Source organism: Kitasatospora sp. NPDC093102 (assembly GCF_040683915.1).
Classification (GTDB): domain Bacteria; phylum Actinomycetota; class Actinomycetes; order Streptomycetales; family Streptomycetaceae; genus Kitasatospora.
This window is the reverse complement of record NZ_JBFBFA010000031.1, coordinates 38,532-65,231: the sequence shown is the minus strand read 5'-3', so window position 1 is coordinate 65,231 and position 26,700 is coordinate 38,532. Positions and strand designations below refer to the sequence as shown.

27 protein-coding genes and 1 tRNA gene are annotated in these 26,700 nt (G+C 72.5%); 12 read left to right on the top strand and 16 right to left on the bottom strand.

The window, feature by feature from the left end; translation table 11 throughout:
• Window positions 1-33 precede the first annotated feature (33 nt).
• From AB0O11_RS28790 to AB0O11_RS28770, 5 genes are all read right to left on the bottom strand, one after another.
• Window positions 34-1,083: an alpha/beta hydrolase gene (locus tag AB0O11_RS28790; protein ID WP_363392594.1), complete on the bottom strand. Its 1,050-nt coding sequence runs from the start codon at window positions 1,081-1,083 to the stop codon at window positions 34-36.
• 135 nt (window positions 1,084-1,218) lie between these two features.
• Window positions 1,219-2,508 (bottom strand): sigma-70 family RNA polymerase sigma factor, encoded by a 1,290-nt coding sequence (locus tag AB0O11_RS28785; protein ID WP_363392591.1) that lies wholly within the window; start codon window positions 2,506-2,508, stop codon window positions 1,219-1,221.
• Window positions 2,505-2,882, bottom strand: a complete 378-nt coding sequence (locus AB0O11_RS28780) for a YciI family protein (protein WP_224282379.1) — start codon at window positions 2,880-2,882, stop codon at window positions 2,505-2,507. The genes AB0O11_RS28785 and AB0O11_RS28780 overlap by 4 nt, the downstream gene beginning before the upstream one ends.
• Window positions 2,883-3,048: 166 nt before the next feature.
• Window positions 3,049-4,074: an RNA ligase family protein gene (locus tag AB0O11_RS28775; protein ID WP_363392587.1), complete on the bottom strand. Its 1,026-nt coding sequence runs from the start codon at window positions 4,072-4,074 to the stop codon at window positions 3,049-3,051.
• Window positions 4,075-4,238: 164 nt separating this feature from the next.
• Window positions 4,239-4,868, bottom strand: a complete 630-nt coding sequence (locus AB0O11_RS28770) for a TetR family transcriptional regulator C-terminal domain-containing protein (RefSeq protein ID WP_363392585.1) — start codon at window positions 4,866-4,868, stop codon at window positions 4,239-4,241.
• A 122-nt stretch (window positions 4,869-4,990) separates the two neighbouring features.
• On the opposite strand from AB0O11_RS28770, the gene AB0O11_RS28765 reads away from it, so the two are divergent.
• On the top strand, window positions 4,991-6,403 hold the full coding sequence (locus AB0O11_RS28765; RefSeq protein WP_363392582.1) for an amidase: 1,413 nt from the start codon (window positions 4,991-4,993) through the stop codon (window positions 6,401-6,403).
• Window positions 6,404-6,422: 19 nt separating this feature from the next.
• On the opposite strand, the gene AB0O11_RS28760 is transcribed toward AB0O11_RS28765, so the two are convergent.
• The 3 genes from AB0O11_RS28760 to AB0O11_RS28750 all read right to left on the bottom strand — a co-directional run bounded on the left by AB0O11_RS28760 (window position 6,423) and on the right by AB0O11_RS28750 (window position 8,703).
• Window positions 6,423-6,665 (bottom strand): hypothetical protein, encoded by a 243-nt coding sequence (locus tag AB0O11_RS28760; RefSeq protein WP_363392580.1) that lies wholly within the window; start codon window positions 6,663-6,665, stop codon window positions 6,423-6,425.
• A gap of 116 nt (window positions 6,666-6,781) precedes the next feature.
• Window positions 6,782-7,489: a response regulator transcription factor gene (locus tag AB0O11_RS28755; RefSeq protein WP_363392578.1), complete on the bottom strand. Its 708-nt coding sequence runs from the start codon at window positions 7,487-7,489 to the stop codon at window positions 6,782-6,784.
• Window positions 7,486-8,703 carry a histidine kinase gene (locus tag AB0O11_RS28750; protein ID WP_363392575.1) on the bottom strand — a complete coding sequence of 406 codons (1,218 nt, stop codon included), beginning with the start codon at window positions 8,701-8,703 and terminating at the stop codon, window positions 7,486-7,488. The genes AB0O11_RS28755 and AB0O11_RS28750 overlap by 4 nt, the downstream gene beginning before the upstream one ends.
• A 191-nt stretch (window positions 8,704-8,894) precedes the next feature.
• Between AB0O11_RS28750 and AB0O11_RS28745 the strand changes: the two genes are divergently transcribed.
• The 4 genes from AB0O11_RS28745 to AB0O11_RS28730 all read left to right on the top strand — a co-directional run bounded on the left by AB0O11_RS28745 (window position 8,895) and on the right by AB0O11_RS28730 (window position 12,095).
• Window positions 8,895-9,179, top strand: coding sequence for a hypothetical protein (locus AB0O11_RS28745; RefSeq protein WP_363392572.1), 285 nt, complete (start codon window positions 8,895-8,897; stop codon window positions 9,177-9,179).
• Between the two features lie 196 nt (window positions 9,180-9,375).
• Window positions 9,376-9,711, top strand: coding sequence for a hypothetical protein (locus AB0O11_RS28740; RefSeq protein ID WP_363392569.1), 336 nt, complete (start codon window positions 9,376-9,378; stop codon window positions 9,709-9,711).
• Window positions 9,712-9,984: 273 nt separating this feature from the next.
• The gene (locus AB0O11_RS28735) at window positions 9,985-10,254 is read left to right on the top strand and encodes a hypothetical protein (protein ID WP_363392566.1); all 270 of its coding nucleotides are present in this window, start codon (window positions 9,985-9,987) and stop codon (window positions 10,252-10,254) included.
• Window positions 10,255-10,640: 386 nt separating this feature from the next.
• A complete protein-coding gene (locus AB0O11_RS28730) occupies window positions 10,641-12,095 on the top strand; it encodes a DUF4157 domain-containing protein (protein WP_363392563.1) in 1,455 nt (484 codons plus the stop codon).
• A gap of 47 nt (window positions 12,096-12,142) precedes the next feature.
• On the opposite strand, the gene AB0O11_RS28725 is transcribed toward AB0O11_RS28730, so the two are convergent.
• From AB0O11_RS28725 to AB0O11_RS28705, 5 genes are all read right to left on the bottom strand, one after another.
• Complete coding sequence (locus tag AB0O11_RS28725) at window positions 12,143-15,568, bottom strand: ATP-binding protein (RefSeq protein ID WP_363392560.1); 3,426 nt, start codon at window positions 15,566-15,568, stop codon at window positions 12,143-12,145.
• 317 nt (window positions 15,569-15,885) lie between these two features.
• Window positions 15,886-15,969, bottom strand: a tRNA-Leu gene (locus AB0O11_RS28720).
• A 134-nt stretch (window positions 15,970-16,103) separates the two neighbouring features.
• On the bottom strand, window positions 16,104-16,409 hold the full coding sequence (locus tag AB0O11_RS28715) for a hypothetical protein (protein WP_363392557.1): 306 nt from the start codon (window positions 16,407-16,409) through the stop codon (window positions 16,104-16,106).
• Window positions 16,410-16,498: 89 nt separating this feature from the next.
• Entirely contained in the window at window positions 16,499-16,636 is a 138-nt protein-coding gene (locus AB0O11_RS28710; protein ID WP_363392554.1) for a DUF397 domain-containing protein, read from the bottom strand.
• Window positions 16,599-17,546, bottom strand: a complete 948-nt coding sequence (locus AB0O11_RS28705) for a helix-turn-helix transcriptional regulator (protein WP_363392551.1) — start codon at window positions 17,544-17,546, stop codon at window positions 16,599-16,601. Before AB0O11_RS28705 ends, AB0O11_RS28710 begins: the two co-directional genes overlap by 38 nt.
• Window positions 17,547-17,705: 159 nt before the next feature.
• Here AB0O11_RS28705 and AB0O11_RS28700 point away from each other — a divergent pair, with 159 nt between their 5' ends.
• The 5 genes from AB0O11_RS28700 (at window position 17,706) to AB0O11_RS28680 (ending at window position 20,986) form a co-directional block, all read left to right on the top strand.
• Window positions 17,706-18,140 (top strand): ATP-binding protein, encoded by a 435-nt coding sequence (locus tag AB0O11_RS28700; RefSeq protein WP_363392549.1) that lies wholly within the window; start codon window positions 17,706-17,708, stop codon window positions 18,138-18,140.
• A gap of 14 nt (window positions 18,141-18,154) precedes the next feature.
• Complete coding sequence (locus tag AB0O11_RS28695; RefSeq protein ID WP_363392547.1) at window positions 18,155-18,715, top strand: hypothetical protein; 561 nt, start codon at window positions 18,155-18,157, stop codon at window positions 18,713-18,715.
• Between the two features lie 145 nt (window positions 18,716-18,860).
• Window positions 18,861-19,736 (top strand): alpha/beta fold hydrolase, encoded by an 876-nt coding sequence (locus tag AB0O11_RS28690; protein ID WP_363392545.1) that lies wholly within the window; start codon window positions 18,861-18,863, stop codon window positions 19,734-19,736.
• A 443-nt stretch (window positions 19,737-20,179) separates the two neighbouring features.
• Window positions 20,180-20,575 (top strand): copper chaperone PCu(A)C, encoded by a 396-nt coding sequence (locus AB0O11_RS28685; protein ID WP_363392544.1) that lies wholly within the window; start codon window positions 20,180-20,182, stop codon window positions 20,573-20,575.
• Window positions 20,576-20,608: 33 nt separating this feature from the next.
• Entirely contained in the window at window positions 20,609-20,986 is a 378-nt protein-coding gene (locus AB0O11_RS28680) for a hypothetical protein (protein WP_363392542.1), read from the top strand.
• Window positions 20,987-21,242: 256 nt separating this feature from the next.
• Here AB0O11_RS28680 and AB0O11_RS28675 read toward each other — a convergent pair whose 3' ends face one another.
• Both AB0O11_RS28675 and AB0O11_RS28670 read right to left on the bottom strand, forming a co-directional pair.
• Window positions 21,243-22,115: a ribosome-inactivating family protein gene (locus AB0O11_RS28675; protein ID WP_363392540.1), complete on the bottom strand. Its 873-nt coding sequence runs from the start codon at window positions 22,113-22,115 to the stop codon at window positions 21,243-21,245.
• 258 nt (window positions 22,116-22,373) lie between these two features.
• Window positions 22,374-23,066 (bottom strand): alpha/beta hydrolase, encoded by a 693-nt coding sequence (locus tag AB0O11_RS28670; RefSeq protein WP_363392538.1) that lies wholly within the window; start codon window positions 23,064-23,066, stop codon window positions 22,374-22,376.
• A 135-nt stretch (window positions 23,067-23,201) separates the two neighbouring features.
• On the opposite strand from AB0O11_RS28670, the gene AB0O11_RS28665 reads away from it, so the two are divergent.
• Both AB0O11_RS28665 and AB0O11_RS28660 read left to right on the top strand, forming a co-directional pair.
• Window positions 23,202-23,717 carry a hypothetical protein gene (locus AB0O11_RS28665; protein WP_363392536.1) on the top strand — a complete coding sequence of 172 codons (516 nt, stop codon included), beginning with the start codon at window positions 23,202-23,204 and terminating at the stop codon, window positions 23,715-23,717.
• 190 nt (window positions 23,718-23,907) lie between these two features.
• Window positions 23,908-25,461, top strand: coding sequence for an AMP-binding protein (locus tag AB0O11_RS28660; RefSeq protein WP_363392534.1), 1,554 nt, complete (start codon window positions 23,908-23,910; stop codon window positions 25,459-25,461).
• Between the two features lie 237 nt (window positions 25,462-25,698).
• Here AB0O11_RS28660 and AB0O11_RS28655 read toward each other — a convergent pair whose 3' ends face one another.
• The gene (locus tag AB0O11_RS28655) at window positions 25,699-26,661 is read right to left on the bottom strand and encodes a helix-turn-helix domain-containing protein (protein WP_363392532.1); all 963 of its coding nucleotides are present in this window, start codon (window positions 26,659-26,661) and stop codon (window positions 25,699-25,701) included.
• Window positions 26,662-26,700: the final 39 nt, after the last annotated feature.

The window sequence follows — 26,700 nt, the reverse complement described above, 5'->3', positions numbered from 1 at the left end:
CAGGGTCCCGCCCCTCCGCTCCCGCCCCGCTCGTTACCCGCCGATCGCCTGCCGCAGCGCCTCCGCCGCCTCGGCCGTCGCCTCCCGGAAGCGGTGGCCGATGCCGATGTAGTTGGCGTACCCGTGGATGAGGTCCGGCTGCCGGCTCAGCCGCACCGCGACGCCCGCCTCCTCCAGCGCCCGCGCGTACGCCTCGCCCTCGTCGCGCAGCGGGTCGAAGCCCGCCGTGCCGATGTACGCGGGCGGCAGGCCGGTCAGGTCCTCGGCGAGCAGCGGCGACAGCCGCGGGTCGGTGCGGTCGGTGGGCGCGGGCGCGTACCGGTCGGCGAACCAGTCCATGTCCGCGCTGGTCAGGAAGAACCCGTCGGCGAACAGTCCGCGCGAGGGGCGCCGGGTCGAGGCGTCGGTCGCCGGGTACAGCAGCAGCTGGAACACCGGAGCGGGGCCGCCCCGCCGGACCGTCTCCCGGGCGACGACGGCGGCCAGGTTGCCGCCGGCGCTGTCCCCGCCGACCGCGATCCGTTCCGGGGCCGCGCCCAGGTCGGCCGCCTTCGCGTGGGCGTAGTCGAACGCGGCCAGCGCGTCCTCGGCCGCCGCCGGGAACACGTGCTCGGGCGCCAGCCGGTACTCCACGGACAGCACCCGCACCCGCGCCCGCCAGGCGAGGAAGCGGGCGACGTGGTCGTGGCTGGCCCGGCTGCCGACCACCCAGCCACCGCCGTGCAGGTAGACCAGCAGGCCGGAGCCCTCCGCCAGCCCGTCCGGGGCGTACAGCGTCGCGGGCAGCTCGCCGTGCTCCTGCGGGATGCCGACGCTCCGCACGGCCACCGCACGGTTCTCCGGCCCGCCCACCAGGTGCCGCGCGTGCTCCATCGCGGCCCGCGACGGCCCGACCCCGCCCGGCATCACCAGGGCCGCCTTGGACAGCCGCTGGAGCTTCAGTATCAACTGCGCGTCCAGCGCGAGCGTCTGCCCGTCGCGGACCACCGGCTTGCCCGCGATGGCCCGCCGCAGGCCCTCCGGCAGGGCGTACGCGGCACGGACGACGGCGGCCTGGATCCGAACGGGGGGTGGGATCGTCATCTCTTCTGCCTCCTGAGGGCGGCCCTGGAACGGTGTCGGGGCGGTTCTGCCGGGACCGGGAGCCCATGATGGGCCCCTCCCGCCGAACGCGGAAGCCTCCTGGACGCCGTCTGAACCCGCCCTCGACCCCGCCGCCTACCGGGTCGCCCCTCCGCTCCCCGCCTGCTCCACCCGCCGCGCCCGGGCCACCAGGTGACGGCGCTCCGGCGCACTGGCCGTACGGGCCGCTGCTTCCCGGTACGCGCGGGCGGCGCCCGCCGGGTCCGTGCCGAGCCGGTCGAGCAGGTGGGCCCGGACGGCGAGCAGCCGGTGGTGGCGGGCCAGGCGCTTGTCCGCGGCCAGCTCCGCGACGAGCCCGAGCCCGGCCGCCGGCCCGTGCACCATCGCCACCGCGACCGCCCGGTTGAGCGCGACCATCGGATTCGGGTCGAGGCGCAGCAGCAGGTCGTACAGCACCAGGACCTGCGGCCAGTCGGTCTCCCGTGCCGTCGCCGCCTCCCCGTGCACCGCGGCGATCGCGGCCTGCACCTGGTACGGCCCGGCCTGCCCGCGCGGCAGCACCGAGGCGATCAACTCCATCCCCTCGTCCAGCAGTTCCCGGTCCCAGCGACCGCGGTCCTGCTCCTCCAGCGGCACCAGCCCGCCGTGCGCCCCGGTGCGGGCCGGCCGGCGGGCGTCGGTGAGCAGCATCAGCGCGAGCAGCCCTGCCGTCTCGGCGTCCCCGGGGGCGAGCCGCAGCAGCAACCGGGTCAGCCGGATCGCCTCGACGGACAGCCGCGGCGCGGTCAGCTCCTCGCCGCCGCTCACCGTGTAGCCCTCGTTGAACACCAGGTACAGCACGTGCCGCACCTCGCCCAGCCGCGCGGCGCCGCTCTCCCCCTCCGGCAGCGCCAGCCGTCCGCCGTCCGCCCCGGCCGCCGCCTTCAGCATCTGCTTCGCCCGGCTGATCCGTTGCGCCATCGTCGCCTCCGGCACCAGGAACGCGGCCGCGATCTGCGCGGTCGTCAGGCCGCCGACCGCACGCAGGGTCAGCGCGATCCGGCTCGGCACGGACAGCGCCGGGTGGCAGCAGAGGAACAGCAGCGCGAGCGAGTCGTCCGCCGCCGGATCGGGCGCGTCGGCCGCCGGGGCGAGCAGCGCCGAGTGCGGCGTGGCCAGTGCCAGCGCCTCCTCCCGGCGGCGGCGCGCCGACTCGCTGCGCACCTGGTCCACCAGCCGCCGGTCCGCGACCGTCACCAGCCAGCCCCGCGGGTTGGCCGGCACCCCGCCCTCCGGCCACTGCGTCGCGGCGGCCAGCAGCGCCTCCTGCACCGCGTCCTCGCACGCGTCGAACGCCCCGCCGTGCCGCCGCACCAGCACGCCGAGGACCTGCGGCGCCAGTTCGCGCAGCAGGCCCTCGACGGCACCGTCGGTCGTGCCGCTCACCCGCATGCCGGGAGGTCGCTCGCGGGGGACTCGTGCAGGATCGGCCACAGCTCCACCGGCTCCACGTCCGCGAACGGCATGTCCGCCGCGATCTGCTGGGCCCGCTCCAGGTTCTCGCAGTCCAGCAGGTAGAAGCTGGCCAGGTACTCCTTGGTCTCCAGGTACGGCCCGTCGGTGACCACCGGCACCCCCTCCGCCCGCCGCACCAGCTGCGCCGCCGCCGCGTCCGCCAGCCCGTACGCGCCGACCAGCTCCCCGCTCTCCCGGTACCGCGTGTTGAACGCCTCCTGCTTGGCGATCGCCTCCGGCCACGCCTCGGCCGGGAAGGAGTCCCACTTGGCCTGGTTGCCGTAGATCATCGCGACGTACTTCATCTCGGGTGTCCCCTCTGTCCCACGCGCCCCGTCGGCGCGCTGTCACCTCTCAGTCGGAGCGGCGGAACCCGGCCTCGACATCGGCCGGGACCTTTCCCGAAGAATTTTTCCGCGCCCCCGGAAGGCGCGGCCGATCGAGGTACGGCGCCGCGCCGGCCACCCGCGCTCAGGCTCCGCGCCGGTCCTGCGCGTCGAAGGAGGCCAGGGACCGCGCCCCCGGTTCGAGCGCCCGCCGCAGGGCGGCCAGGGCGGATCCCTCCAGCCCTCCCACGGCCTCGGCGAGTTCCTCCGCCACGTCCGTCGCGATCTCCTCCGCCACGGCTTCGACAGCGGTACGCGGTCCCAGCTTGCTGACGGCTGCCGCGGCCCTGGTGGGGGTGAGCAGGGCGGAGGCCTGGACGAGGAGCCAGGCGGGGACGCCGGCCGCGCCCTCCGGTGGGGGGAGGTAGGGGCGGGCGCCGTCGTAGCGGTCGTCCTCGGCGAAGGCCTGCTGTTTCACCTTCACCAGCGGACGGGCCGTTTCCGGCTCGTGCCACTCGCCGGCCGGCTTGAGGACGTACCCCTCGGCGAGGTTGTCCGGCAGTTCAGGCAGGCCGAACAGGGCGGGCACCCGGGTGGGGTAGCGCACCGGCAGGTCGTGCAGGGTGTTCAGGGGGCCGTGCCCGAGCAGGGGCACGCAGGTGAGCCCGGCGGCCCGGGCGGCCGTGCGCAGCGTGCGGTCGGCGATCCACCAACGGCCCTCGGGCGTCTCGACGGTGGCGTCGAACGGCAGCCAGCGCAGGCCGGGGGCGTACCAGACGCCGGTCTGGACCGGGTCGGCCCCGGGGACGGCGGGCACCTCGGGGTGCGGGTAGCGGCCGCCGGCCAGTTCGCCGTAGACCGTCACCACGGCCGTGGAGCCCCGTGGTGCGCGCACCGCGGCGGCGAACCGGGCCGCCGCGACGGACAGTTCGGGCCAGATCCGGCTCACGCCGAAGAAGCCGTCCAGTCCCTCGTCGTCCAGCAGTTCACGCCGTTTCGCGGCCCGTACCGAGCCGCCCTCGCAGACCACGGCGAAGTGCGCCCCGTGCACCTTCTCCGCCGCGGTCCACTCGCGGCTGCCGGGCCCGCCGGAGCGGCCGCGGGCGGGGATCTTGGGATAGGGCCGCAGCCCGGGCCCGTCGGGCACCGTCTCGAACACCGTCTCGGACACGAACGGCATCCTCGCCGCCGGGCCCACCGGCTGGCAACAGGGATTCCCGCCGCCCGGCAACGGGGATTCCCCACGGCGGGCCCGGGTGGGCCCGATCGGGCCCGCCGGGTCCGGCGGCCGGTCGCGTCCCATCGGTGCCATCGGTGCCGGGGTCACCCGGCCGGTCAGCAGCGCTCCCAGAGCCCGGCCAGGTGGGCGTGCAGGACCTCCTCCGCCTCCGCCACCGTCCGGTGCCCGACCAGGACGTGCGCGGTGAGCCCGTCGGCGAGGGCGAGCAGCGTACGGGCCTCGGTCCGCGCCGTCACCGCCCCGCCGGCGGCCTCACCGCCCATCACCGATCCGCCGATCACCGCCCCGCCCGCGGCCTCGGCGACCAGCCGCACCATCAGCTCCTCCAGCGCCGCGTAGCTGCTCCGCAGGGCCGCCGCCAGCGCCGGGTTGACGGCGGCCCCGGCGACGAAGGCGAGCCAGATCCTGGCCTCGGCCCGGTCCTCCTCGCGCAGCAGCGCCACCTCGCCCGCCACCAGCCCGAGTTCACTGGCCGCCGACTGCGCCGGGCCGGCCGTGAGCCGGCTGCGCACCCGCTCGGCGACCCGCTCGCCGACGTGCGTGAGCGCGAACAGGAGCATCTCCTCCTTGGTGCGGAAGCAACGCTGGACGGCCCCCATCGAGACCTCCGCCCGGGTGGCGACGTCCCGCAGGGTGACGCCCTCCAGCCCGTGCTCGTCCACCAGCAGGCAGACGGCCTCGGCGATCCGCCGGCGCCGGCCTTCGTGATCCACCTGCTTCGGCATCTCCGGTCTCCTCTTCGCCACGTCTTCCGATATTCCGATGCAAGCGTATCGGTTCCCGGGCTATGGTTCGGTTCCGATGCGACCGCATCGGAAGCAGGCCGAGGAGAACCGAGGAGACCCCCATGCCCCTGTGGAGCAAGCCCGCGAGCGCACTCGCCGCCGCCGTACGCACCGGCGAGGCGTCGGCCCTGGAGGTGGTGGACAGCCACCTGGCCCGGATCGCCGAGGTCAACCCCCACCTGAACGCCGTCACCCAGCTCCTCGCCGACCGCGCCCGCGAGGCCGCCCGGGACACCGACCGCCGCCGGGCCGCGGGCGAGGAACTGGGCCCGCTCGCGGGCGTGCCGTTCACCGTGAAGGAGAGCACCCCGATCGCCGGAGTGCCCACCACCTTCGGCACCCCGCACTTCCGCGACCACGTCGCCGCCGCCGACGCCGTCCCGGTGGCCCGGCTGCGCGCGGCCGGGGCGATCCCGATCGGCCACAGCAACATGCCGACCCTGATCGTCGCCGGGATGCACAGCCGCAGCGAGCTGTACGGCGACACCCGCAACCCCTGGGACGCCCGCCGCACCCCCGGCGGCAGCAGCGGCGGGGACGGCGCGGCCGTCGCCGCCGGGATGGCCCCGCTCGGGCTCGGCAACGACTCCGGCGGCTCGGTCCGCGTCCCCGCCTCCTTCTGCGGGGTCGCCGCCCTCAATCCGACCACCGGCCGGTTCCCCGCCGACCAGCGCGTGATCGGCCCGGACGACCCCGGCCCGGCCTCCCAAGGCCTGGTCACCGACGGCCCGATCGCCCGTACGGTCGCCGACCTGCGGCTCGCCTACGAGACCCTGGCGGGCACCGACCTCCGCGACCCGCGCGCCGTACCCGTCCCGCTGTACGGAGAGCCGCTCGACGGCCCGATCAGGGTCGCCGTCGTCGCCGACCCGGGCGGTCACGGTGTCCACCCCACCGTCCGCCGCGCCATCGCCGAGGCCGCCGACGCGCTGAGCGACGCCGGGTACGACGTCCGGGAGGTCCCCGACGTCCCGCGGATGGACGAGGCGTTCGACACCTACCACCGCCTCCCCGTCACCGAGTTCGCGCCGAACTGGCCCGCCGTCCGGCAGCTGCTCGGCGAGGGCGGCGACCGCTTCATCGAGCTGACGATGCACAGCGCCCCGCCCGCCGACGGCCCCGGCCTGATCCGCCTGATGAGCACCTGGATGGGTATCCGCCGCTCGTGGGCGGAGTTCCTGCATGAGTACCCGCTGCTGCTGGGCCCGGTGTTCACCGAGCCGCCGGTCGAACCCGGCCTGGAGTCGCGGGACCAGGCGGGCCGCGACCGGGTCGCCTCGGGCATGCGGCTCTGCTCGGTGAGCACCCTCGCCGGTGTCCCGGCCGTCGCCGTCCCCACCGGCCTCGACCCGGACGGCCTGCCCACCGGAGTCCAACTCGTCGGCCGGGCCTTCCGCGAGGACCTCTGCCTGGCCGCCGCCCAGGCGGTCGAGGACCGCCTCGGCGTGCTCACCCCGATCGACCCGAGGAGGTAGCGGACCAGGACGCGAACGGCTACCGGCGCCGGCGCAGACTCCGACGCACACAGGCGGCCCACGCGAGCGTGAGGCCGGCCAACAGGCCGCCTTCCGCCGTACGGAGCACCGACCCGACGTCGGAGTCCGCCGGCACCATCCCGTTCAGCACGAACACCGCGACCACGACCAGCACGAGGCCCAGCGTGGCCAGCCCGGCGCCGACGGCGCCTCCCCGCCGGCCTGCTCGGGCCGCCCGGGGCGAGTGGGTCTCACGGGTCATGGTCGCCTCCCCGACGGGTGCACGATCCTTCGACATCACGAGCCCACACGGTACGGCACGGCTTCCACCGTCGGAGCCCCGGCCCTTCGCCGACGCCCCTGGCCCGCTCCAGGGCGCTACGCCCCCGGCAGCCCCGGCACCACCAGCCCGCTCTCGTACGCGATCACCACCGCGTGGGTCCGGTTCTGCGCGCCGAGCTTGCTCAGCACGTTCCCCACGTGCGTCTTGACCGTCTCCTGGCTCACCGCGAGCGCCTGCGCGATCTCCGGGTTGGACAGCCCGGTGGCCATCAGCCGCAGCACGCCCTCCTCCCGCCCGGTCAGGCCCGCCCGGGGCAGCGCCTCGGCCGAGTCCAGCGGCCGGGCCGCGACCATCCGACGCAGCGCGGCGGGGAACAGCACCGCCTCCCCGGCCGCCACCACCCGCACCGCCTCGGCGATCTGCGGGACGGGCAGCCGCTTCAGCACGAAGCCGCTGGCACCGGCGCTCAGCGCGGCGGTGACGTAGCCGTCGTTCTCGAAGGTGGTGATCACCACGACCTTGGGCGGGTCGGCCTGCCCCCTCAGCAGTTCGCGGGTCGCCTCGATCCCGTTGCGGCGCGGCATCCGCACGTCCATCAGCACCACGTCCGGCCGCAACAACCCGACCTGCTCGACCACCTCGACCCCGTCGGCGGCCTGCCCGACCACCGCGAGGCCCGGCTGGGCACCCAGCAGGGTGCTCAGCCCGCTGCGGGTGACGGGGTCGTCGTCGGCGATCAGGACGGTGACGTCGGGCGGCGCGCCCGGGGCGGGGTCGGACGCGCCCGCGACGGGCCCGCTCACGCCGACCACCGCACCGGCAGCCGGACCGCCAGCCGCCACTGCCCCTCGCCGTACGGGCCGGCCTCGAACTCGCCGTGCAGCAGCCGCACCCGCTCGGCCAGGCCGGGCAGGCCGTGGCCGGAGGTCGGGAAGCCGCTCGAACCCGGCGCGGCCGTACCCGCCACCCCGTTGACCACGCTCAGCTCCAGTGCCTCCGGCCCCGCCGTCACCCGCAGCTCGATCGGCCCACCCGTGCCGTGCCGCAGGGCGTTGGTCAGCCCCTCCTGGACGATCCGGTAGGCGGCCCGGGAGAGCGTGCCCTGCACCTGGGCCAGGTCCCCGGTGGTCCGCGGCTCCACGACCGCGCCCGCGTGCCGCAGCCGGTCGATCAGTTCGGGCAGGTCAGTGAGGGTGCGGGTCGGGGCGGTGCCCGGCTGCTCCTCGCGCAGCGCGCCCAGCACGTAGTCGAGGTCCTCCAGCGCGGCCCGGGTCGACTCCTCGATGCTGCGCATGGCGGCCCGCGCCGCCACCGGATCGGCGGTCAGCACCTCGCCGGCGACGGCCGCCTGGATGGTGGCGGCGGTCAGGGTGTGCCCGATGGAGTCGTGCAACTCGTGGGCCAGCCGGTTGCGTTCGGCCAGCAGACGTTCCCGCTCGGCGGCCATCGCGAGCCGCTCGGCCGGCGAGGGGCCGAGCAGCCGGGGTGCCAGCCACCGCAGTGTGCCCGACACCCCCGCGAACAGCACCGCCGCGAGGGCCAGGCTGAGCGCCGCCACCACCCAGGTCCAGACGCCCGTCACCTCCGTACCCCAGCCGAAGAGGCTCACCCGCGCGGAGCCCTCCGCCCACCGCCCCGGCAGTGCCACCCCCGTCACGACGAGCGCACTGCCGCCGATCAGCACCGTCCACCCCAGCGCCACGTGCACCACCACGAAGGCCGGCGTCCGCCACCGCTCGGCCGCGGCCCCCTTCACCGGGGCGGGCACGGCGACGCCCAGCAGCCGCCGCGCCCCTGCCGCCAGCACCCGGCGCGCCACCGGGGGCAGTCCGGCCACCCCGAGCAGCACCGCCCACAGCGGCAGCGCCACCCAGACCGCGTCCGGCCGCCCCGACACCCCCAGCGTCATCCCGAGCGCCACCATCGCCACCGGCAGCCCCGCCAGGGCGCCGAGCACGGCGAACAGCACGCCCGTATACGTCGACCCGCGCAGCAGCAACCGCATTCCCTTGATCATGTTCGCCAGTATCGCCGGGCGTCCCGGGCGCGGTCCTCCCCCGATCGAGGGAGGATCTCCGGCACCCCCCGGGCGACCCGTCGGCAGCACGTCGGGGGCCGCCGCGAACTCGGCCGGATCACGACCACCCGTTCGCGTGAATACGAGTCGAAGCCGCCGCCAGGTCGCCGGAGTTCCAGACCATCGCATTAATGACGATCAATCAAAAGCTCTTCCGACAAGGCCTGTTGGCGACCGCATCCACCGTCGCGGCGCTGGCCGCGACGGCCTCCCAGGCCGCACCCGTCCAGCGGGACGACGGCCCGCACCGCTACAAGGTTTCCACCCGGACCACCGGGGCCTGGGCACTGCCCGCGGGCCTGGCTTCCTTCACCGTGCACGCCCGGGGTCCCGGCGGCGGCGCGGCCGGCCAGGACGGCCGGCCCGGCGACTACGGCACCGGCGGCGGCGACGGCCCGGCGGTCGCCGCCCGGTAGCGAAGCCGGCGCGCCGAGGGGCGGGGAGCAGTACGCCCCCGCCGCCTCGGCACACCCCGGCCGGCAGCACGCGCCGGGACCACCGCCCGAGTACCTGCCGCAGCCGCCCGGCACCGCTCCGGCCGCCACTCCGCAGACCGACCGAAAGGGGAACGATTCCGGCCGATTCGGCGATCGCCCTGCCGATGAACGGGCAATGGAGGGGACTTGGCCATCGCACCGGGGCTCACCCCCAGACAGCCCGGCCGGCCCGGCCATCGCGGCTCGGCCGCCGACCCGAGGGCGTCGCGCGGCCCACCCGCGGGATCCGCAGAACGGCAGCTCCGTCACCCTGGGCGGCTTCCGCCCGAACGACGACGGCCACCTGTGGTGCACGACCTCGGACGGTTCGGGGACCCTGCCGACCAACCACACGGACACCTCGGCGCACCTGGACCTCACCAAGAGCCCGATACCGGACGCGGCGGTGCTCAGCGGCCCCGACTCCCGCATCCCCAGGCTCCACTGGCTCCTCCGCGCGGCCGGCCAGTGACCCTCGCGGCCCGGTGAGCCCGGTGGCCGGTCGGTTCTCGGACCGACCGGCCGTCAGCCGCCGCCGGGCCGGTGCCTGCTCCGCCCGAACGACCTCGCAAGGTGATCACCCGATCGGCCATTTCCGCAGGTCGGAACGGTGTGTTTGACGGACCGTGAGGCCTGTTCGGATTGCGGCATCGATTGCGAGGGGTGGCGGCACATGTCTGGCTGGTTCCGGCGGGGCCGATCGGCGCCGCCACCTGCTACCTCGAACTCCACGGAGGAGACCATCATGCGTGCTGTCAAGCGTGTCCTGGCCGTCGGCGCAATCACCGCCCCGCTCGTGATCGGCTGTGCCGGCCTGGCCTCGGCCCAGGAGGGCCTGGACGCGTCCTTCGGCCAGGGCTACTTCACCGCCAACCAGAACGGCGCCGGCTTCGGCGCCAACCAGTCCTCCGTCAGCCCCGACGGCCTCTCCCACGCCACCGCCTGGACCTATGCCGACAACGAGGGCGTCACCGGCGGGTTCACCGGCGCGGGCGCCACTTGGCAGCAGGGCTGACCGAGCCCGCACCGCCGGAGGCGTGAGGCCCCCGCCGGCGCAGGGACGGGGCGGGCGCTGAAATCCGGTTCTCCGCAGGACGGAACGGCCGGTCGACCACGTGGTCGACCGGCCGTTCCCGTGGGCCCGGGAGCGGGCCCTGGTGGTCGCCCGAGCCGCCCTGATGTCCGGCGTACCGACCACCACCCATTCTTCCGTCATGTGCTGGGCTCTCGTGGTACTGCGGAGTGACGGAGCCGACGGGAGCCTGTGCCGGTGCACGGTGAGCCACGGACGCGCTGCCCACAGGGGCACCGCATCGTGCCCGTACACCCCTTACCCACAACCGCCGCACCAGGTATGTAGGAAGAGCACAGCGAAACTGCCGGCCCTACGAGCGGAGTTCCATGCACGCGCAAGAGCCGACGAAGAAGGAAAAGCAGCCGCAGCGCACCGCCGAGACCTCGGCCGCGCGGCCGGGGGAGGCTCCGAGCAGGCGGGTGCCCGATGCGCTTCTCGAACTGCAGCGCACCGCCGGCAACGCGGCCGTCGTCCGCATGCTCCAGCGGAACCGGCACCAGCACGGCGCGGGCCGGAACCACCACCAGCGCGCGGCGGGGCCGGTGCAACGGTCCGCCGTGCACGACGTGCTGCGCTCGCCGGGCAAGCCGCTGGACGAAGCGCTGCGCCGGGAAATGGAATCCCGCCTCGGCGCCGACTTCTCCGACGTCCGCCTGCACACCGACTCCGCGGCCCGCGACTCCGCCGCCGAGGTGGGTGCCCGCGCCTACACCTCCGGCAGCCATGTCGTCATCGGCAACGGCGGCGCCGACAAGCACACCCTCGCCCATGAGCTGACCCACGTCATCCAGCAGCGCCAGGGTCCGGTGGCCGGCACGGACAACGGGTCGGGCCTGAGCGTCTCCGACCCCGGTGACCGCTTCGAGCGCGAGGCCGAGGCCAACGCGATCCGGGTGATGAGCCGGACGCCCGAGCAGAGCACCCGCGGCGACCACGGCCTCCGTGCCGCCCCCGTACAGCGGGTGGCCGACGCCATGGCCCGGGGCACGGCGCGCGGCACCGACGCAACGGCCCTCCAGCGATTTGCCCAGGTCACCACCGCGGAGTTGGGGCCCGCACGGGTCTCGCAGAACGGCCTCTACCTCATGACCGTCGATCCCGGGGCGGACACCACCGTCATCTGGGTCGCGCAGGGCGCCCCAGCGCCCCGGTACTGCACGCCGACCGGGGAGAGCGGGCAGATCGCGGGGCGCACGTACGCGGAGTACGAGCCGTCAACGGCCTTCCTCGCGGACTGTGCCCACACCGCCGAGGAGATCATGCACCAGCAGCGGCTGGCCCTGGGGCAGGACGCCAGCGAATTCGCCTTGGGCGGCCACCAGTTCGGCTTGGGCGACGAGGAGAACGCGCAGGGCGCCATGGCCTACGCGAATGCCAGGCCCGGCGGCCCGGGCTCGAACGGTGAGGAGCGGCCGAACCCCGGCCAGGCGTTCGCCATCGTGGAGACCGCATGGCACGGGGATTTCGAGCGGCCCGACAACACCAGCGGATGGCCCTACCACGTGGCGGCCGTGGTCGCCGAGGACGGCGATGACCGCATCACCGTGGAGCAGGCCGCGGACGGCAACGACGCACGGGCCCGCCAAGGGCACGAGGGCATCGTCGACATGTATACGGCGGGCACGGACCCGACCAACGGGCATGCGCTGCCGCACAGCTTCCACGGGCGAAACACCGGAGGTCCGGTGCAGCACTTCTCGGTCGGCGCGATCACCGTCATCCTCCAGCCGATCAACGTGGGCGGTCTCAAGAAGGAGACCGGCCGCCGGAAGCTCATGTGACTGCCAGGCGATCGACCGGCCGACGACCGGGGCTTCTCAGGCGCTCTCTAACCGCCGACGCCCGTGGTGCGGTTGCGGTCGGCCATCGCCTCCCAGAAACGGTGCAGCCTTCTGACGGGGGTGCCGACCCAGGGCGGCGTGTGGCGGCTCACCGCGACCAGCCGCCAGCGTGCCCTGGCGTGCAGGAGCGCCTCCTGCTGCCGGCAGAACGGTTCCTCGAGCTCGGCCTGCGGCTGACGGCTCCTGGGCGGGTAAGGGCACAGCCGGAAGGGGCAGTTGGGCAGACAGGTGCTGCCGGGCTCGTCGGCCTCCGCCTTGCCGACGGTGAACTCCGGGTGCAGCGGGCCGCGGTCCTGAGTGAGGCAGGGCGGGAGCCCCTCCTGGTTCGCCAGCCTCAGCCGTTCCTCCACCTCGTCGAACTTCCCGTTGCGCCCGGTGAGGTTGTTCATGATGAGGACGTCGGCGACCAGTCGCTGGGCACGGGGGTGGAGAATGCTCCATCCCACGGAGGGAGGGATCCACAGATTGTGCTTGCGGTAGCGGTCCGGATCGGCCGGCCGGGACCCCACGTTGTCCAGGGCCATCTTCTCGTCGATCCAGATGAAGAACTCCGGATGCCCCGTCTCCAGGGCCAGCGTCGCCAGATCGCCCGCTTCCGCCACGAAGGGGTGGAGGAGCCGGTCATGGTCGACGCCGCCCGCCGCCGCACGGTGTTCGGCGCCGATCAGGGAGAGCCAGTGCGCCACCGACCGTACGGGGTCGGCGGTGCCGTGCGTCACCTGGTCGTGACCGCTGGCTGAAGCCGCCTTGTGTGAGCGCTGCCGCGGTCGGTGCTCCGCCGCGACGGCACTGGCCTCCTGCCCCACGGCATCCGGCAGCTCCCAGAGACACAACGCTTGCAGCAGACTGAGCTGGGAGTACCAGTAGCGGCTACGGCCGAGCATCTTCTCGGCCCGATTGATCAGGAAGGTCCTGGTCTCCTCGGAGGTGCTGGCGTGCCGCCGCCTTCGGTTCGCGGCGTTCTTGAAGCCCTGGGCCAGTGCGTTCTCCAGGGAAAGCGGCAGGTCGGGCTTCCTGACGGCGGCGGGTCCGAGGTGTCCCAGCCAGAAATCGAGCCGCTCCTTCGCCTCGTCACGGTACTTCTCGCTGACCGAGCCCACGAGCGTGGGGCCTATCCAGGCTCGCATGACGAAATGACGGCAGAGTTCCTCTTTGGAGAGTTCCAGGTCCTTCACTCGGCTACGGAAGATCTCGTCCTGGAGCCGCTCGTTCCCCTGGCCGTCGACGGCGCTCAACCACTCCTGGTAGGCATCCGCCCACGCTCTCTGAAGCCTGCGCTTTTCCTGCAGAAACCGCGCCACGGGATCCTCGCCCGCGGGAAAGCCCTTGAGCACGGCCCGGTACGCGGCATCACCACCCGCACCCATCTCCTGGGCTATGGCCAGCCGAACGGGATACGACTCCTCGATGCAGCCGATCTCGAACAGCAGGTCGTAGGAGAGCTGCCTACCTGCCTCGCCTGCCTCCCGCAGCACCTCACCGTACCGGTACACCAGCCGCAGCTTCGCCTCCTCGACCGTCCGTTGATCGTCCAGGACCTCCTTCCAGGCTCTCTTCAGCTCCTCGGCGATGTCACCGCGCGCCAACAGATCCGGGCTCACGGCGCCGATCTCCAGGGCCGCGGCACAGAGATCCAAGGCCTTGGCGTCCCTGCGGCCGCCGGCGGCGTCACGCAGCATACGGGTCAGCGCCTCGGCGGCATCCGGACGTTGCCGTGACAGCAGAACCAGCGCTATCAGCAATTCCCGCCCGGGGCCCGGCGGTTCGAGCGCGGGCCCCACCATCCCGACAACCTTCTCAACGTCCATGCGGCTCAGCAGATAGAACCCCAGGAATGCCTGGATGATGCTGTGCGGGAAGCGCACCTTGTTCTCGTAGCTCACCGTCAGACCGAGCTGTTGCCCGAAGGCGGCGCACTTCGCCACCTGCCGGTGGATCTGATATTCGTCCTCGGCCACGGCCTCACCACTGACCGAGGCGATCGAATCCCGTGCCACCTCCTTGATCAGCTCCAACTGGCCTGCCGTCAGGACCAGTCGGGATGCCGAGCGGGCACCCGCCGCCGCGGCTTCCGAGCCTCGCCCGACGACATCATCGAAGACCACCTCAAGGCTGTCCTGCAGCATCCCTGCGCAAGCCAGCGCGGACACCGCTACGACGGTCTCCGCGCGCTCCCCCGGGGACAACACCAGCTCGCTCTCCAGACGCCCCTCGACCAGCGCCTGCCGCCATGTCTCCAGAAGCAGCAGCCGCAGCCTTGAGCAGTCATGGCTGCGGGTGTCCAGGTGGCCCGGGTGGCGACGCAGACCCAAGTGTTCCAGGCAGTCGTGCTGTTGCAGGATCCGGGCGATCCGCATGTAGATCGGCGAGTCCGAGACATTGGCGGTTTCCACGATCCAGTCCAGCCGCCGCTCATCCGCCTCCCGCGCGTCCTGCAACAGGTATTCCAGCACCGCCTCTTCGCTGAGTGGCTCCAGCTTCATGATCGCCGCCGGCGCGCTCTCCAGCGGAGTGTGCGGGCGGGACGCGATGACCAGCGGCAGCCCCTGCCGGTACGCGCGGTCGATGGCGCGACGGATGATGTTGTCGCGGTCGTCCCGGTGCTGCTCGTCCTGTACGGCCTCCTCCAGACCGTCCGCGAGGACAACCGCCTTGTCGTCCATGCGCAATTGCCGCCAGGTCCGTTCACCCTGCGCGCTGGAGGGAACGCTCTGGTCCGCCAGCTCCAGGAAGCGGCGTTTGGCTATCTCCTCGAAATCCAGCTCGCCGTTGCCGGACGCGTCGCGCAGCTGAATCGGCACCGGGACCGCCTGCTGCTCCGCCAGCACCCGCGTCAGCTCCACCAGGACGGCGGTCTTTCCGGTTCCCACCCCGCCGATCAGCAGATAGGGCTTGCGCGTTCTGCGGTCGCGGAGCGTCTCGGCGATGACCTGGGCGAGTTCCCGCCGCCCCACGATCTGGTCGACCATCGTCCCCGACGTGGGAACCAGTTCGTGCGGGTGCTTGCGGGCCTGTTCGACGATCGGCTTCCTGCTCTTTCGGTACCGGTAGAGCAGGAAGAACCCCAGGGAGGCGGCGGCCACCAGGAAGCTGATGAATCCACTGAGCACGTTGAGCCAGGGGAGCTTCTGCGGAACGGGCTTCTGCGAACTCGACCACCAGGTCGCCCCCACCCACAAGAGGAGCAGAAGCGTGCCCACGATGCTGACGACCCAGTGGAAGGACGGCCGCCGCCGGCGCCAACTGCGGTTGGGGACGATGCTGTGGCGCGCCTCCAACCTGGTCCAGAACGTGCGCCAGTGGTACCCCAGCCACTGTCCCAGGCGGGACAGCCACCGCTGTGGGTAGAGCGTGGCCCAGGGTGCGTTGTGCGGGCGCTTCTTGCCCTCCGGAGGCCGGACGACTTTGATCATCGCTACGCTCCCTCCTGTTCAGCACTGGGAGGGGCGGGAGCATCGCCGCGTAATTCCATGGAATCACGGCCGCCGCGGATCGCAACACGGCCGCACGGGCTCCTCGGGGGTATCCACCGGCAGCACCTTGATGCGGTCGGAGTTCGACAAGCCACCCCCAAGGGCCACCTCCCCCGGGCCACCCCGCCTGACCAACCAGAACGTGATTGGGCCCTCCGCAACCGCGGAGGGCCCAATCACGTTTCCGGAAAGCAGTGAGGCCGGCCGACCCGACATTCCGTCGGATCGACCGGCCACACTGGGTCGGTTGACCTTTGTGCGCGAGGGGGGAGTTGAACCCCCACGCCCTTTCGGGCACTGGAACCTGAATCCAGCGCGTCTGCCTATTCCGCCACCCGCGCATCTGGGTGATGAGGAAAACTATAGACCATCCGGAGGGGTGCTTCCGACCACCCCCGAGCGAACGGGCGGGCCTGCGGCGGCAGGCCGCAGCAGGCGGACCGGCGCGTCCGGGCCGTCCGCCCGGCTTGCGAGGTCAGGCCCGGAACTCGTCGATGACGACCACGCCGGTCGGCCCGTACGTCTCCAGGGACTCCAGCACTCCGCCCGCTTCGTGGAGGCCGACGGTGCGGGTCACGATCCGGCCGGGGTTGAGGCGGCCGGCCCCGATCATGTTGAGCATCGTGCCGAACCGCTGGCCCTGCATGCCGAAGGCGCCAAGGATCTCCAGTTCCTTGACCATCATCACGTCGATCGGCAGCGCGACGTCGCCCTTCTCCGCGCCGGTGGTGTGCCCGAGCTGGAGGTGGCGGCCGCGCGTCCGCAGGGAGAGCACGGACACCTGCCGACGACGAGTAGACCGGTCGAGCGGAACATGCCTCGGGGCGGGGCGCCGAGTGGCGCCCCGCCCCGAGGGCGGTGAGGAGTGGATCAGCCCTTGATCGGGAACTCGCCCGACCGAACGGCTTCGACGAAGGCGCCCCACGCGGAGTCGGCGAAGACGAGGGCCGGGCCCTGCGGGTCCTTGGAGTCACGCACCGGAACGAGGCCGGGGAATCCGGGGGCCACCTCGATGCAGTTGCCGCCGTTGTCGCCGCTGTAGCTGCTCTTCCGCCAGGCGGCCGCGGCGAGCTCGTTGCTCATCATCCTTGAAACCCTCCAGCGCCTCGGTGATCAGCCGAAGCGAGTCGAACTCTGACAGACATTCGGCGCGGAGCTGATCATAGCGACGCTGATGCCTGGCCACGACGTCAGAAGCATCACTCAGATGCCCGCGATCGAGGCTCTCCGAGTACACCGAACGCTGCCCATCCGGCAGCTCCAGCAACACCATAGCCGCGTTGAAGACGATCCGACGGCACGAGAACGGAGCCACCTGAACGACGATGTTCGGGAGCTGAGCCACTCGCAGCAAATGCTCCATCTGGCTTCTCATCACATCCGGCCCACCCACGACCGTTCGGATCGCGCTCTCGTCGAGAATGACGAGTAGCAGCGGCCCATCAGGTTCAAGGAACCGGCTCTGCCGACTGAGTCGGGCCCTGATCAGCTCCTCGATTTCCTCCGGCTTGCCGGCCCCAACGCCACTGGCAAACAGGGCCTGTGCGTACTGCCTGCACTGCAACAGGCCGTACATCATGCTGTCCTGGTACGCGCGCAGCCCGACCGCGATGGCCTCCTGGTCCACATATTCCTGGAACCAATCCGGGTGCTCGATCGAGGCGTTCCAGTCCACCCGGTTGTACAGCCGCATCAGCAGGTCACCGGTGTTCAGCAGCTGCCCGAGCTCCTCGACCTCCTCGACCGACGGCCGCCGTCGCCCGCTCTCGGTCCGCGAGATCACCGTCCGGTCGAGGTGGAGCAGCTTGCCCAGGTCCTCCTGGGTGTAGCCCGCCAACTCGCGTGCGTAGCGGACCTCTTCGCCGAACATGATCGCGGAGCTTGCCGTCGGTCCGCGCTTGATCTTCCGGTGTGCCATCGCTGCTCCCACCTGTGCGTCACGTGCCCAACACGTGGATCTGGGCGTCACCGTACCTCCGCGGACCGATCATTGATACCGGAACGCGATCATCTGCATGCACAGCGTGAATGCGCGCTCCCTTCGTACGCCCCCTCCCGCCCCCTGAGGTACTCCCCCATGCTCACGTCCCGTCGCCCCCGCACGTTCGTCGCGCGCCTCGACTCCCGGACCGAATCCACGCCCCTGGCCCGGTACTTGCTCCGCGCCTACCTCTCCGGCCTGTCCGCCGGGGAGCACTACTCCGACACCGCCGAGTTGCTCCTCGGCGAGCTGTTCGCCAACGCCGTCCAGCACTCCGACGCGCCCGCCGACCGCCACATCGAGATCCGCTTCGCCCTCGCCGGCGACCGTCTGCGCCTCGAAGTCCACGATGCCGGCACCGGCCACCCCTCCCTCCACACCCCGAGCGCCGACGACGAGCACGGCCGCGGCCTGTTCCTCGTCAACGAACTGGCCGAACGCTGGGGCTGCGCCTCCCGTCCGGGCGGGATCGGCAAGTTCGTCTGGGCCCTCGTCGCCCCCGCCCCCACTCCCACCCTCGTCACCGCCTGAAAGCCCGAACCCCCATGCACCTCGCCACCCTCGCCCGCCACGCCCTCTCCCGCGGCACCACCCCCGCCGCCACCTACGCCCTCCTCGCCCGCCGCACCCACAAGCCCCTGCCCTCCGCCCGCGCCGTCTGCCTCGCCCTCACCATCCCCCTCGCCGAAACCACCCGCCGCCTCGACGACTGCTACGACGCCCTCCTCGCCAACCCCCGCCCGAACTCCGAAACCGACACCGGCGAACTCCTCGAAGCCCTCGGCGTCTTCGACGTCCCCGCCTCCCTCACCGATACCGAACTCTCCGTCGTCGACCTCTTCCTGACCGCCGTCGACGCCATGGGCGGCATCCGCCCCGGCCACCAGCACGGCCTGAGCCGCTGGTTCACCACCGGCAACCTCACCACCGCCTACCTCTCCCTCGCCGCCGCCCAACCCCTCCCCCGCACCGGCGACCCCGCCCGCTACTGGACCACCCTCGTCACCGCAGGCGAACTCCTCACCACCACCCCCGGCCCCGACACCCGCATCAAACTCGCCCTCACCCACTGCCGCACCCAAGCAGCGAAGGGCCTTTCCGGGTAGTGCGGTGATCACTCACTGAGTACTGTGAGCCGTCGAACAGTTGGGCAGCTGTCGGCTGCCCTCGTGACTCCGCGCTCGACCGCGAGGTGGTTCGCGGCATCGGAGCGGGCAACGCGCGTGCCGCCGACGCCACGGAGGTCAGAAAGTGAGCAGACAGATGCAACCGACGTTCGTCCTGGTTCACGGAGCTTTCGCGAACTCCTTCTCCTTCGCGCCGCTCCAAGCCGAACTCGGCCTCCTCGGACACCGATCCGTCGCCGTCGACCTTCCGGGGCACGGCTTCGCCGCGACCTACCTGCGGGCCTACCAGGCGCCGCAGGACCTCGAAGGGCTCGCCACCGCGCCCGGGGCCATCAAGGGCGTCACGCTCGCCGACAACGTCGCGCACCTCATCGGGATACTGGAGCGGGCCAAGCGGAACGGGCCCGTCGTCCTCGTCTCCCACAGCCGCGGCGGCCTGACGGCCACCGTCGCGGCGAACCAGCGGCCCGACCTGATCGACCGCATCGTCTACGTATCCGCGTGGTGCCCCGTCAACCTCGACGTCGTCGCCTACTACGCCGAGCCCGAGATGGCCACGGCCGACGCCGCTGGACTGGCCTCGGGGATGGTCGGGAACCCCGCCGAACTCGGGCTGCTGCGCGTCAACTTCCGCACCGCCGACCCCGGTGTCCTCGCGACCTTCAAGGCGGCTTTCCTCGCCGACGGGACGGACGAGGAGTTCCTGGCGTTCCTCAACACCTTCCAGCCCGACGAGAACCTCGACGCCGGCACCAACGACGACCGGGCACAGGCCGACACCTGGGGGCGCATCCCCAAGACGTACGTCCGGCTGACCGAGGACGCCGGCATCCCGCTCGCCATGCAGGACCGGATGATCTGCGAGGGCGACGCGCTGACGCCGGAGAACCCCTATGACGTCCGCACGCTCCCCGGCAGCCACCTGAAGTGGCTGGTCGACCCGGCACCGGCCGCCCGGGTCCTGGGCGAACTCGCCGCACTCCTGCCCACCGAAGCCTGACCGGACCGTCACGGCTCCTGCGCCGAGGTGGCCGCACCCTGGCCTGAACCGGACTGGGTACGGCCACCTCGGCCCATGGCCCCGCACAGGAAGTCGGCCCCGCCGACTTCTGGTGTTCCGAAGGAATCGGCCCGGGACCTGTCCGGCCGTTCACAGACCGGATATGGCAGGTCATCGTGCCCTGCGCACGGCCTCACGGGCACCTCACTCCCGGCCGGCGCGCGCCACTGGGCAGCCACCTCCGCACGGCGGGGCGGACACGGCAAGGCCGCCTCCACCCGAGCAAGCGCGCTTACCAGCCCCGTCGCCCGACGTCATGGAGTCGGGCCGTGCCATGACCGGATCGAGTGACCTTCCAACGGATCACCTTGCGTGATCAACAGCCGACCCGGTGTGCTGGCCGTGCGAGGCCGATGGCCGATCCCCGGCGAGGAGTCACTTCCATGAAGACACCGGTCAACACCGACATCACGGTCCGGGAGAAGTCCGCCTGGATCCGCTGGCTGCCGAACGCCCTGCCCGCCGCGGGCTACATCGGCCTGAAGAACTCCTCGGACGAACGCCTCGACATCACCAGGATCGCCAGCCCCGACTACCGGAGCATCGAGATCTGCCGGACCGTCACCGACGCCGGGGCCTCGAAGACGGTCAAGCACGACCGGGTCACCCTCTCCGCCAAGGGCGGGTTCGCCTTCGCGCCGGGCGGCTACCACCTCGCGCTGGAGAAGCCGACCCGCCTGATCACCCCCGGCGACAACGCCCGGATCGTCTTCTTCCTCGGCGACGGCAAGGTCTTCAAGGTCAGGATTCCCGTCCGCACCTCCCCCGAGCCGCACTGACCCGCGCCCGCGCCGCCACCAGGAGACCCGGACATGACCACGTACCACCTCGACCTCGGCGACAACCGGACCGAAGCACTCGCGTCCGTCAGCAAGCTCACCCTCGTCGACATCGAACTCGACATCGACGCCTGCCTCGCCGGCAACTACCAGGCCCCCGTGCCGCTGTGGGGCAGCGTGGTCCTCACACGCGGCGACCTCCGCGACGAGGCCACCACCGAGTGGGTCGAGGACCTCGGGAACACCAGCACCCGCCAGGACGCCATCCTCGTCGCGGGCGACCCCGCCGACCCCGCGTCCCCCCGCGTCCGGCTCGTCGGCGCCTGGGCCAGCGCCACCTACCACCTGGACGAGGACGACGACCCCGACGCCTTCGCCGTCAGTTTCGCCGACATCGCCGTCGAGAAGTAGCCCCCCGTGCACCCGGCCGCAGCCCTTCTCCCCGGCCCTGCGCTCGCACAGCCGACGGGTCCGCGCCCGCTCCTGGCGATCACGGGCGGAGCCGACCGGGCCGCACGCCTCGGCGCGACCCTCCAGGCCCTGGTGAACGAGGCCGATCACCTACTTCGCCAGCAGAGTCGACGGGCCTGCTTCCTGTGCGGCGAAGGGGAACGGGCCGTGGGGCGGCCCACCGGCCGGTGCCGGTGGGCCGCCCCGGGGCTTCGCCTTACCTCGGCTTGTGCATGATGGCCCCGTTGGCCTCGAAGAAGCCGGTGTAGTAGAGCACGGCCGCGATGGTGGCGACGGTGTGGCCCATGACGGAGATGGTCGCCGTGGACGGGTCGTTGCGGGCGTTGCGGATGAACTCGCTGATCTGCCCCCACTGGTTCTCGACGTTGGCGGCCAGGATGTTGCCGCGCTGCGGATCGAAGTAGTTCAGCGGCCGGTTTCGGCCGGGATCCTGGATGTTGCCCCGGACGACGTCGAAGACCACGCCGAAGCGTGACGCCTCCGAGAAGATCTGGATCGCCGTCAGCAGCGCCCGGCCCGTCGAGTCGTTGTACGCCGTCGCGCGGCCGAGGGTGCGCATGGCGTTGTAGATGTGCTCGGGGTTGAGGACGAGGCTTCCCCGCTCGTTGCCGCCCGGGATGTGGCTGTAGTTGCCGCTGGCGATGCGGTGGTTCCCGGGCACCGTCACGCCCAGCGCGCTCTGGAACTCGTTGATCCGGTCCTGGAACGCCCAGTGGGTGTTGCTCTGCGGGGCGTAGAAGCCGGCGACGTAGAGGTCGTTCGCCCAGAGGTAGACGGAGACGAGGTGGGCGTTGTTGGTGTCGAGGACGCGCACCTGGATCAGGCGGCCGTGTTCGGTGGTGGTCTCGGCGACGCCGTTGAGACCGGTCGGACTGCCGTAGGTGTACCGGTGGATGGCGTCGATCAGGTTCCAGTAGTTCTGCTGGTGGGAGTTTCCACCCGCGGTGATGTTCGAGATGCGCCAGTCGATCACCTGGTAGTTGGCCGCGGACGCGGTGCCGCTGAGCGTCGTGACCAGGCCCATGGAGATGGCCAGGGTCAGCAGGGCGGAGCAGAGTTTTTTCAGCACGGTTTCTTTCGGTCCCTCCGGATCGACGATGGAGCACTCCTGTCGCGGCACGAGGCTAGGAGCCACCGGGCGGGCGAAGTCGGCTGTCCGCGCATCGTCATGTGTCCGAGAGCGCACGGGCCGTTCGCCTGCAACTGGCTGGACGTGACACGGCCTCAGCGGTGGTGCGGGCGATCGGAGGTCGAGTGGTCGTCGGCCGGGACGCGCGGGAAGTCGCCCCGCCGACTTCCTGCGCACCACCCCTGCCTGCTGCGCCGTCTACAGCGCCGCCCGGTACGCCTCCAGCCGCTCGGCCAGCTCCTTCGGGTGACCGAGCATGGGGCAGTGGTCGCCCGGCATCTCGTCCGGCCGGAAGCCGAGCCGCTCCTCGACGTGCCGCCGCAGGAACGCGGCCGGGAAGAACCGGTCGCCGGAGGACATCAGGAACCTGGTCGGCACCTGCGGCCAGGCGGCCGCCGGCCACGGCGTCCCGAACGGAGCCGGCGACTGCTGCCGCTGGTGCTCCGCGATGAACTCCTCTGCCAGTGCGGCCGGAGTGTCGTGCACGACCAGGGAGCGCACGTCCTCCTCCGTGCCCTCCGCCACGCCCCGGGCGGCGTCGGCCTCCCTCCGGTCCGCCCAGTAGCCGGTGTTCTCCCACCACGCGCCCGGCGACTCCCCGGGAGCCGGCACCTGGGCCTGGAGCATGACCAGCAGGTCCACCGGCAGCCGCTCGCACACCAGCGGGCCCGTGAAGCCACCGAACGAGTGGGCGACCAGCACGAGCCGGCCCGTCCGCTCGCCGATCGCCGCCACCACCGCGTCCGCGTACTCGGCGAGGCCGGCCGCCTCGTCCTCGCACGGCAGGTCCGGCGCGACCACCTCATGGCCCCGCTCCCGCAGCTCGGCCGCCAGCGGCCCCCAGTACCAGGCGTCGACAGCCGCGGCATGGATCAGAACGTACGTCGCCATGATCAGTCCCCCTCAGGAATCGGTCACTCCCCGCACCGCGCCCGAGCCTACCGGCCGGTCCGCGCCCGAACCTCCGGGCGGCACCCGCATACTCATCCCAATGACCATCCGTGAACGGCCCGTTGGGGGAAGTCCTTGTTCCGCGACACCCGCCCGCGCAGCATCCGCATACCGACCCACCGCGAGACGGCCGAGGAGTGGGGCGAGCAGATCGCCGTCCTCCGCGCCGCTCCGCCCGGGTGGTTCTTCCTGCTCGGGCGGCTGTCCTCCGACGGCTACCTCTGCCACCTGGACCTCAACTACCACCTGGACGGCGAGCTCGTCGCCGTCGTCCAGACCTCGCGGCCCGTTCCGGCCGGCCACCGGGTGGGCTCCCTCACCACCCCGCAGTCCCAACTCTCCACCTTCCTGGCCAATTCGGACCGTCTCGACCCCCGAACCCACCTGGCCCCGCTCGACGGCCCGCCCACCCCGGGCGAGGTGCTGCTCCACGGCGTCCCCACCCCCGTCGAGGTCCACGACAGCCACGGTTGCCGCAGCGCCCTGATCCCCCGACTCCCCTCCCAGCAGGGCTACGCGATCGTCACCGCCGGCGCCACGCACTGGGCCACCGTCACCGACCTCGCCCTCCGACCCCCGGCGGCGTTCTGAGCGGGCCGCTCCGGACTCCCCGTGATTCACTCGAACGGGGCGGCGCGGGGGGCGCCCTGATCTGAATAACCGTCATGAATGCGCCGGTAGAGGAGCGTTCGCGCCAACCATGCACGGGGAAACCCCAGCACGACGGCGAGGTCGGGGTTAGCCTGTGGTCATGGTTGCAAACTACAAGGAAGAAGTAGCCATGTCCGACGCGGAGTTCGTCAGCGGTCCCGCCCTGATCCTCCGGTCCCTCGCCTCCGACCCCTCCCGGCGGGCCATCACCTCCGCCGACGGCGTCGAGATCACCGCCGGCGACTTCGCCGCCACCACCTACCGCCTCGCCCACGAGCTGATCGCCCGGGGCGTCACCGTCGGCAGCACCGTGACCCTGCTGACCGGCAACACCCCCGAGGCCCTGAGCGCCCGGTACGCCGCGGGCCTCGCGGGCGCCCGGGTGGTGAACCTGTACGACGGCATGAGCACCCCGATCCTCGCCGAGATCACGGCGAGCGTCGACACCACCGTGCTGCTCGTGGACGCCGAACGCTACGCCGCCGCGGCCGAGTTGCTCCCGCTGATCGACGTGCCGACCGTCCTCACCCTCGGCCCCGGGCCCGGCGGCGACCCCGACGCCGTCGGCGCGGACGCGATCGCCGCCTCCACCCACCGCCCCGCCGAACCGCCGGCCGTCCGGATCGGCCCCGACGACGACCTCGGCATCCGACACACCGGCGGCACCACCGGCATCCCGAAGGGCATCCTCAGCCTGCACGGGCCCCACCGCCGCGTCTTCGACGCCCCGATCGGCAGCGACCCCGCCGACGGCACACCCCGGCTCCTCGCCGCCACCCCGCTCGCCCACCTCGCGGGCATCATGTGCGACCTGACGCTCTACCACGGCGGCGCGGTGGTCCTCCAGCGCTCCTTCGAGCCCGGCGCGGTGCTCGCCGCCATCGAGCGCGAACGCATCACCGACCTCTGGCTGCTGCCGCCGCTGCTCTACCAGCTGCTCGACCACCCGGCGATCGGCCGCACCGACCTGTCCAGCCTGCGGCAGATCGCGTACGGGGGCTGCGCCGCCTCGCCGACCCGGATCCGCGAGGCGCTCAAGGTGTTCGGGCCGGTCCTGATGGGCGCCTACGGGATGTCGGAGGCGCAGATGATCTCCGTGCTCACCCCGCAGGAGCACGACCGGATCGGCCCGGGCAGCACCCAGGTCCCGGTCGGCCGGCCCGCCCCGGGCGTCGAGGTGGCGATCCGCTCGCCCGACGGCACCGACCTGCCGGCCGGCGAGCAGGGCGAGATCCACCTGCGCTCCGACACCGTCATGGCCGGGTACTGGAAGCGGCCCGACCTCACCGCCGCGGTACTGCGGGACGGCTGGCTGGACACCGGCGACGTCGGCTACTTCGACAAGGACGGCTACCTCTACCTCTCCGACCGGGTCAAGGACCTGATCATCGTGGTCGGCGGGCACGTCTACCCCTCCGAGGTGGAGGACCTCCTCCTCACCCACCCGGCGGTCGCCCGCTGCGCCGTCTTCGGGGTCCGCGACGACCAGGAGACGGAGCACGTCCACGTCGCCGTCGTCCCCGCCCCGGGACAGCGGCCGGAGCTGGACGAACTCCGCGCCTTCGTCACCGAGCGCAAGGGGCGGATCTACGCCCCCGAGGCGCTGCACCTCGTGGACGAGATCCCGCTGACGCCCGTCGGCAAGCCGGACAGGAAGCGCCTGCGCGAGGTCGCCGCGGGCTGAGGGCACCAGGGGTGGCGGTGCCCGGTCCACTTCCGCCCCTCGCCTCCCGACTTCACCCCAAGGTGGGGTTTGGCTCAACGGACCACGGCCCCCGTGCCGAGAAGCCAACGGGGTGGCGGCGCTGAGGGCCGCCACCCCGCCCCACCAGTCCGCCGCCGGCTGATTCTCCCGCCGGGCCGGGCCGTCGGGTGCGATCGAGATCGTGGTGGCGCTTCCCGTCGGAGCGGTGGTCCACGCTCAGCCCTCCTCCCGGCCCCGGAAGGCCCGGCGGTACTCCCTCGGCGCGACGCCGACCCGGGCCACGAAGACCGGCCGCAGCGAGACCGCCGAGGCGAAGCCGCAGTGGGTGGCGACGGTGTCGACGGGCAGGTCGGTCTCCTCCAGGAGGCGCTGGGCGGTGAGGATGCGCTGGTCGAGGAGCCAGCGCATCGGGGTGGTGCCGGTGGTGGCGGTGAAGTGGCGGGCGAAGGTGCGTTCGGACATCAGGGCGGCGGCGGCCATCCGGCGCACCGTCCAGGGGGTGCCGAGGGAGGCCAGAACCTCCGCACGCAGCCGGGCGAGCGAGTCGTCGTCGGCGGCGGCGTCCGGGACCGGAGAGGGGATGAACTGGGCCTGGCCGCCCGCCCGGAAGGGGGCGGTGACCATGGCCCGGGCGATGGTGGCGGCGGCCTGCTGGCCGTGGGCGGTGCGGACGAGGTGGAGGCAGAGGTCGATGCCCGCCGCGACGCCGGCCGAGGTCCACAGGCCCTCGCCGCCGGTGAAGAGCACCTCGGGCCGGACCGTCACCGCCGGGAAGCGGCGGGCGAGTTCGGGGACGAGCGCCCAGTGGGTGGTGGCCTCGCGGCCGTCCAGCAGGCCGGCCTCGGCGAGGACGAAGGCGCCCGCGCAGAGCGAGGCGATCGGGACACCGGCGGCGGCGACGGCCCGCAGGGCCTCCAGGATCTCCGGGCTCCGCCGGGCGCCCGGGTCCTCGACGCCCGGCACCACCACCAGGTCGCACGCGGCCAGCGCCGCCGGCCCGTCGTCGGGTACCCGCTCCAGCCCGCCGCCCAGCCGCACCCGCGCGCCCTCCGGCCCGCAGACCCGCAGGTCGAAGGCGGGCAGGCCGAACCGGGCGGACCGGTCCGTCCACACCTCGCCGATCACGGCGTAGTCGAAGGCCCGGACACCGTCGAAGATCAGGCAACCCACCGTGCGCATGGCAGGAATCTATCGATAGCTGGCATCTCCGCCCATCAC